Genomic DNA, 7081 nt, shown 5'->3' on the forward strand with positions numbered 1-7081 from the left:
CGGATGTTTTCCGAAAGAGTCCCGTCGATATGACTGTCACAGAGGTCTTTCTGAATCTCTTTCAGTTCCGGTCGGAATTCTGCTTTGTCTCTTACGCCGAATACAATGTGCAGGATCTGTCCATGCTGGAGAAGTTTTCCCGGTTCTTTAATGTTGGCAGAAACATAGATGCAGCCGTCCGTTACCAGAAGATCCGGCAATTCTTTCGGCATTTTTCACCTGTTCCATATATATTCAACACTGGAATTACGATAGTATTTTTCCTGGCAACGCGTTTGATAAACGGAATCGTTTCCTGTAAGGAATAGCCTTTTACGCAGACAAAAATTACGTCCGGATGCTCTGCATAATGCTCCATATCTGTAGCAGGAATGCTTATGTTTTCCTCTGTTTTATCCCACATTTTCTCCAATGTAAGACCCTGTTTCTGGATCTTTTTCAGGTGTTCGCCTCTCGCGATCAGGGTTACGTCCTTGCCTGCTTTTTTCATATAATATCCGGTAACACCACCGGTTCCTCCGGCTCCAATGATTAAGTATTTCATATTTATTTTCTGCCCCGCTTTCATTGTTTTGATTCTTATATCATAGGCACAATTACAATTTTTCTTCAGTATATTTTATGCATTACGCTGACATAATTTTGCATTGACAGTTTATTTTTTGCCCTGTAATATCAATGGTATCAATATCAGAATATATTACGCAGGAAAAGTATTAAGATGGAACGATATCTGGAATTTAGAATAGATGAACAAACTACAGAACTTAAAATGGAAGCATTTCTGAAAAAGAATGCAGGACTTACAAAACGGCAGATCAGCCAGGCGAAGTTTCGACCGGACGGGATTACCAGAAACGGAGTTCGCTGTCGTGTAACTGAGACAATATATCCAGGCGATGTGATCTGCGTTTGTCTGGAGGAAGCCGGGACTGCTTCTGCGCATCTTGAAAATTATAATGACGGAATCAGAAGTAAGGATTTGTCGGATTTCCATTCCAACAGAGCTTCAGCTCCAGTTTCCGAAACTTCTTTTTCTCTGAATATTTTATATGAAGATACGGATATTCTGGCAGTTGATAAACCGGCAGGAATGGTTACGCATCCGACGGGAATGCATTATACAGACAGCCTCTCCAATCTTGTTGCCGGTTACTTTCGAGAGAAAAATGAACAGGTCTGTGTCCGCCCGGTGGGGCGGCTGGATCAGGAGACTTCCGGGATTGTGGTTTTTGCCCAAAATCAGGTAGCAGCTTCAAGGCTTCAATCTGTAAAATCTCCATGCAAAATTCACAAGCAATATCTTGCCGCTGTATCCGGTACTTTGCCTGTAGATATGCCTGGTGTCTGGCATACCTTAGATTTACCGCTGATGCAGGACCCGGAGAATCATCTGAAAATGAAAACTGCTGCTGATCTTTCCTTACATTCATCTGCATTATCGGGAAAAATCAAAACAGCAGTTACTCATTATCATACTCTTTTTTCCAGTCAGGACTGGTCGCTTATCACACTTAAGCTGGATACCGGACGTACCCACCAGATCCGTGTCCATATGGCATCCACAGGACATCCTTTGCTTGGAGATACTCTTTATCATTCAGACGATAAAATATCTTCCTGTGCTTCCTTTTCCAGGGCAGCCCTTCATGCATGGAAAGTTTCTTTTCAGCATCCTTTCAGAGATGAAATGCTCCTTCTGGAAGCACCATTACCTTTCGATTTTCGTGAACTGGTTTCACTTTCAGGGTCTGATCTGTTGTCTATTTAAGCTTCAAGTTCTTTGATCAGATTTACCATTTCAATGGCACTGAGTGCACAGTCATAGCCTTTATTTCCTGCTTTTGTACCTGCGCGTTCAATTGCCTGCTCGATGTTTTCTGTGGTAAGTACTCCGAATAATACCGGAACTCCTGTTTCCAGTGATACTGATGCAATCCCTTTGGAAACCTCATTGCATACATAATCATAATGACTGGTATTTCCACGAATCACAGCACCTACGCAGATAACCGCATCATACTTTCCACTTTTTGCCATTTTAGACGCGATCAGTGGGATTTCAAAAGCACCTGGTACCCACGCTACCTGGATGTCCTCTTCTTTTACATTGTGACGTGTCAGCCCATCCATGGCACCACTTACCAGCTTGGAAGTTATAAATTCATTGAAGCGGGCTGCTACAATTCCTACTTTCATTCCATCTGATACTAATTTTCCTTCTAATGTTTTCATTTTTTCTGGTCCTTTCATCTGTAAATTTATATTTTTTAACCTGTACAGGTTTTTATATACGGTAAATTTTATTTTCGGGAACGTTATCGTTATATATGAAAATCCCCGCTGTATTTAATACTTCAGAATATGTCCCATTCGTAATTGTTTTGTCTTAAGATAACGCAGATCATACGCTGTGGCATTCATCTGTATCGGAACTCTCTGTTTGATCCTGATTCCAAATTCTTCCAACTGATAAACTTTATCCGGGTTATTTGTCAGCAGCCGCAGCTCTTTTACCCCAAGATTTCTCAGAATCTGCGCACCAATGTAGTATTCTCTTTCGTCTCCGGCAAATCCAAGTGCCAGATTTGCTTCCAGTGTATCCATTCCCTGTTCCTGAAGTTCATAGGCACGAAGTTTATTGATCAGTCCGATTCCTCTTCCTTCCTGTCTCATATAAAGGAGTATCCCTCTGCCTTCTTCCTCAATCTGGGCCATCGCCGCTGCAAACTGCTGTCCGCAGTCACAACGCTGTGATCCAAAAACGTCTCCTGTCAGGCACTCTGAATGCACACGGCACAGGACGTTTTCTCCATCTCCGATTTCACCTTTTACCAGTGCTACATGATGTTCCCCATTCAGGCGGTTTACAAATCCATACGCCATAAACTCTCCGTATCTGGTCGGCATTTTTGTGGTCGTCACGCGATCCACCAGAATATCATGGCATTTACGGTAATTCTGAATATCTTTAATTGTTATGAATTTAAGATTCCACTTTCCGGCAAGTTCCCGTAACTCAGAAGTCCGCATCATAGTGCCGTCTTCTCTCATAATTTCACAGCACAGCCCGCACTGTTTTAACCCTGCAAGTCTGCACAGGTCTACAGTTGCCTCTGTATGTCCGTTTCTTTCCAGAACACCGTTCTTCTTCGCCAGAAGTGGAAACATATGTCCGGGGCGTCTGAAATCTTCGGGTTTTGCATTCTCATCCACACATTTCATGGCAGTAACAGAACGTTCTGCCGCAGAGATTCCTGTAGTGGTGCTGATATGGTCTACGGAAACAGTAAAAGCAGTTTCGTGATTATCTGAATTTTCTGCTACCATCTGCGGGAACTGCAGTTTTCTTACATATTCCTCAGACATTGGCATACAGATAAGTCCTTTTCCGTGAGTTGCCATAAAGTTAATATTTTCTGTTGTGGCAAACTCTGCTGCACAGATAAAATCTCCTTCATTCTCTCTGTCCGGATCATCCGTTACCAGAATAATTTTTCCATTCCGAAGTTCTTCCAGAGCTTCTTCTACTGAATCAAATCCGTTCATTTTTTCTCTCCTTATGCAATGTATTTTCTGATACAATATATTTTTCTGTTGTTAAGAGGGCAAAATCATTCGTATTGGCTGCTTATCTGGTTCGTGTCAGGCAGATAAAACATCCACTGTACAGTTCTGCATCAATCGAATAACAGCTTTGTGGTTAATTCTGTCAAAAGCCATACTTATTCAGAAAATCCCGTGTAATATTACTTTTTATCGGCTGTTCTTTCACAGGCGTTATTAATTTTTCCACGTATTTTCCAATTATGTCTGTCTCCAGATTAACGATATCTCCTTCTTTGCGTTCTCCGAGGACTGTAATCTTTACTGTATGAGGAATTGCAGAAATGGAAAAGTCTGTTTCTGAGACTTTTGCCACTGTAAGACTGATTCCATCAACTGTTACAGAACCTTTTGTCACAATATATTTCATAATTTGTGGTGAAGCCTGAATGGTGTACCAGACAGCATTATCATCTCTGCGAATTTCCGTGATTTTTCCTGTTCCATCCACATGCCCGGCAACAATGTGTCCTCCAAATCTTCCATTTGCAGGCATTGCCCTTTCCAGATTTACATGCTGTCCCAAAGAAAGCTGAATCAGCGCAGAACGATTCAATGTCTCATGCATCACATCTGCTGTAAAACCATCTTCCAGACATGCAGTTACAGTGAGGCAGATTCCATTTACAGCTACACTGTCCCCTGTTTTCAGATCATCCAGAATTTTCTCTGCCCGTATCGTAAATACTGCTGAATTTGCTCCTTTTTTTATTTTTTTCACAGTTCCCAGTTCTTCAACAATTCCCGTGAACATTACTCTTCACCTCACTCTCTATAAGAAAATCATCTCCTATTCTGATTATTTCGCTGTTTTTTAATAATATTGCGCTGGCAGGATCAGGAAATCCTTTTCCTTCTATCGGTGTCTTTGCACTTTCTCCCCCAAAAAGTTTGGGTGCTATATAGGTCTGGACTTTCTGAACAATACCGCTTTCGAGTGCTGACCAGTTTAAAGTGCCTCCTCCTTCCAGTAAGATACTGTCTATCTTTGCAGCTCCCAGAAGTTCCATTAGTCTGTTTAAATCTATGTGTCCGTTTTTTTCCGGGACATCCAGAACTTTACATCCCATATCTTCATAATTCTTTATCTTCTGCTGGTCTTTACTGCTGGTTGCAATGATTGTAGGAATTGTCGCTGCTGTTCTTATAATCTTAGATGTCAGTGGTGTTCTCAGATGGGAATCGCAGATAATACGCACAGGATTTCTGCTGTTTTCCAGTCTGCAGGTAAGCATCGGATCATCTGCCAGCACAGTTCCCACCCCAACCATAATTCCTGTATATTTCAGTCGCTGTTTCTGTACATGAATTCTGGCAGCTTCTCCTGTCACCCATTTGGATTCTCCTGTATAAGCGGCAATTTTTCCATCCATAGTCATTGCATATTTCATGACCACATACGGTTTTTTATTTTGGATGTAATAAAAGAATGCTTCATTCAATTTATCACACTCTTCTTTTAAAATATTTTCTGTTACTTCAATTCCATGATCCTTCAAAATCCGGATTCCTTTTCCTGCAACCAGTGGATTAGGATCTGATGATCCGATGATCACGCGTCTGATTCCGGCCTCCAGGATTGCATTCACGCATGGAGGCTGTTTTCCATAATGGCAGCAGGGCTCTAAAGTAACATATATAGATGCTCCTTCAGGTTCTTCCGTACATGCTGCCAGAGCTTCTCTCTCCGCATGGAGTTCACCGTATTTTCTGTGATATCCCTGACCGATGATCCTTCCGTTTTTAACGATCACAGCACCTACCATCGGATTAGGTGCTGTAAAACCCATTCCTTTTTGCGCCAGTTCCAAAGCCATTTTCATGTACTGCCTGTCCTGTTCCATATCCGTTATATTTTTCAATCCATCATCTCCTGCTCTTTTATAAAAATCCCATAAAATAAAGCCCCGGTGTTTTTTCAACATCCAGGGCTTGGTAATTAATATTTGATATGAATTATCTTCCGATGAATCTGACTCTTTATTTCATCACTGAAATCACTTTAATTGATATAAAAAAGCTCTGGAATAAATTAATTATTCCAGAGCAGTCAGCTTTCACAGATCAGTTAATTCTTCTGTATCTCTACTGTTATCCTCTTTCATCCAGACTGTACTGTCGGCTTCGGAATCGCACCGAATCATGCCTTATGGCTCGTGGGCTTTACCACCGGTAGGGAATTGCACCCTGCCCTGAAGATCTTATTTTATTTTTATCAGCAATTTTTGCGATTTATCTTGCTGATATCTGACAGTATACTCTCAACTTTTATCTCTGTCAAGATTTTTTTCAGGAAAGTAACCCTCTTACCATCTCTGCATTAAATGTCACACCTGTCAGGTGATCTACTTCAATCTGGTACAGGGCATTGGCTGCGATATGCTCTGCTGCCTGTTCCAGATCACGAATACCGCTTGTATTTTTATGCAATTCAACGATGGCATTCAGACCCTCTTCTGTTACTACGCATTCTTCTGCCTTGAGGCTCATGCGTTTCAGAACTTTCGGAAGAACATATTTGGAGAAGATGATCTTCTTCTCTTCTGATGTATAATCCGGGATATCGATCACCGCAAAACGAGACATAAGAGGTGCGCTGATCTGGGATTTATCGTTTGCCGTAGCAATGGGATAAACGCCCACTGTGGGCACCATACATTCCATATAGTTATCTGTAAATCCAAGGTTGTCAAGCAGAGTAAGAAGTACGTCTGCAGGGTTTCCGTTGCCCTTACCTGACGCTGCTTTATCAAGCTCGTTGATAATAAATACAAGGTTGGATTCTCCTGCTGCTGAGAAAGCTTCCATGATGATTCCGGGCTTTGCGTTTGCATAGATTCTGGAACTTCCTGTAAGCTGTTCCGGATCATTGATGGAACTCATGTCCAGAGTTGTCCAAGGCAGTTTCAGGATACGGGCAACTGCGTATGCAATCTGGGATTTACCTGTACCTGCAGGGCCTACAAGGAGAAGTCCGTATGCAGGAAGTGTATGGGTACGGTTAATCTGGATGATGGTTTCAATAATACGCTGCTTTACAGATTCCATTCCGTAGAGTTCCTCATCAAGAATCCTGCGGGCTTCCTGAGGATCGATTGCCTCAAAGTAGTTACTCTTCCACTGTACATTCATCATAATGGAAAGTGCTCTCTGAGCATGGCGTCTCTCCTCCGGTGATACCTCATGGGAACGGGCAACTGCAAGATTTCTTCTCGCCCAGAGACGGATATTGTCCGGCAGGGTTCTGCCTGCGCAGGTCATAAAATCAGTGATGCTCTGAATGCTTGTCAGCTTCATCTCGTCCCCTGTTTCTTCCTCATCTTCATCCTCAACAATCTCTGCAGGTGCACTGCTTGCAAGAAGTCTCTCGATCATAAACTGAAGAAATCCGTCCTCTGCGGAAAGTTTCGTGCCGCCGCCAAAAGCAGTTTCACGAATCTTATAAACTGCATAACCATTCTCTTTATTCTCTCCT

At 42.2% G+C, this 7081-nt stretch carries 7 protein-coding genes, 1 pseudogene and 1 riboswitch; of the genes and pseudogenes, 1 reads left to right on the forward strand and 7 read right to left on the reverse strand.

What is annotated here, in order from left to right:
• Positions 1-212, reverse strand: a pseudogene (locus tag AC075J_RS05840) (2-dehydropantoate 2-reductase); the annotation flags it as partial.
• A complete protein-coding gene (locus tag AC075J_RS05845; RefSeq protein ID WP_476390134.1) occupies positions 182-544 on the reverse strand; it encodes a ketopantoate reductase family protein in 363 nt (120 codons plus the stop codon). The pseudogene AC075J_RS05840 and the gene AC075J_RS05845, both read right to left, overlap by 31 nt.
• Positions 545-721: 177 nt before the next feature.
• Between AC075J_RS05845 and AC075J_RS05850 the strand changes: the two genes are divergently transcribed.
• A complete protein-coding gene (locus AC075J_RS05850; protein WP_118633032.1) occupies positions 722-1771 on the forward strand; it encodes an RluA family pseudouridine synthase in 1050 nt (349 codons plus the stop codon).
• Here AC075J_RS05850 and ribH read toward each other — a convergent pair.
• The 5 genes from ribH to AC075J_RS05875 form a co-directional block, all read right to left on the reverse strand.
• Positions 1768-2235, reverse strand: coding sequence for a 6,7-dimethyl-8-ribityllumazine synthase (ribH, locus tag AC075J_RS05855; protein ID WP_025579513.1), 468 nt, complete (start codon positions 2233-2235; stop codon positions 1768-1770). The genes AC075J_RS05850 and ribH overlap by 4 nt on opposite strands.
• A 114-nt stretch (positions 2236-2349) precedes the next feature.
• Positions 2350-3549: a bifunctional 3,4-dihydroxy-2-butanone-4-phosphate synthase/GTP cyclohydrolase II gene (locus tag AC075J_RS05860; RefSeq protein WP_008704014.1), complete on the reverse strand. Its 1200-nt coding sequence runs from the start codon at positions 3547-3549 to the stop codon at positions 2350-2352.
• 163 nt (positions 3550-3712) lie between these two features.
• Positions 3713-4360 (reverse strand): riboflavin synthase, encoded by a 648-nt coding sequence (ribE, locus tag AC075J_RS05865; protein WP_008704016.1) that lies wholly within the window; start codon positions 4358-4360, stop codon positions 3713-3715.
• Positions 4341-5450 (reverse strand): bifunctional diaminohydroxyphosphoribosylaminopyrimidine deaminase/5-amino-6-(5-phosphoribosylamino)uracil reductase RibD, encoded by a 1110-nt coding sequence (gene ribD / locus AC075J_RS05870; protein ID WP_118633055.1) that lies wholly within the window; start codon positions 5448-5450, stop codon positions 4341-4343. Before ribD ends, ribE begins: the two co-directional genes overlap by 20 nt.
• 245 nt (positions 5451-5695) lie before the next feature.
• Positions 5696-5810: riboswitch (FMN riboswitch) on the reverse strand.
• Positions 5811-5895: 85 nt separating this feature from the next.
• Positions 5896-7081, reverse strand: a 1186-nt coding sequence (locus AC075J_RS05875; RefSeq protein WP_476390135.1) for an AAA family ATPase, incomplete at its 5' end; no start/stop codon positions are given.

Source organism: Blautia sp. ZXY-1-C6 (assembly GCF_056339875.1).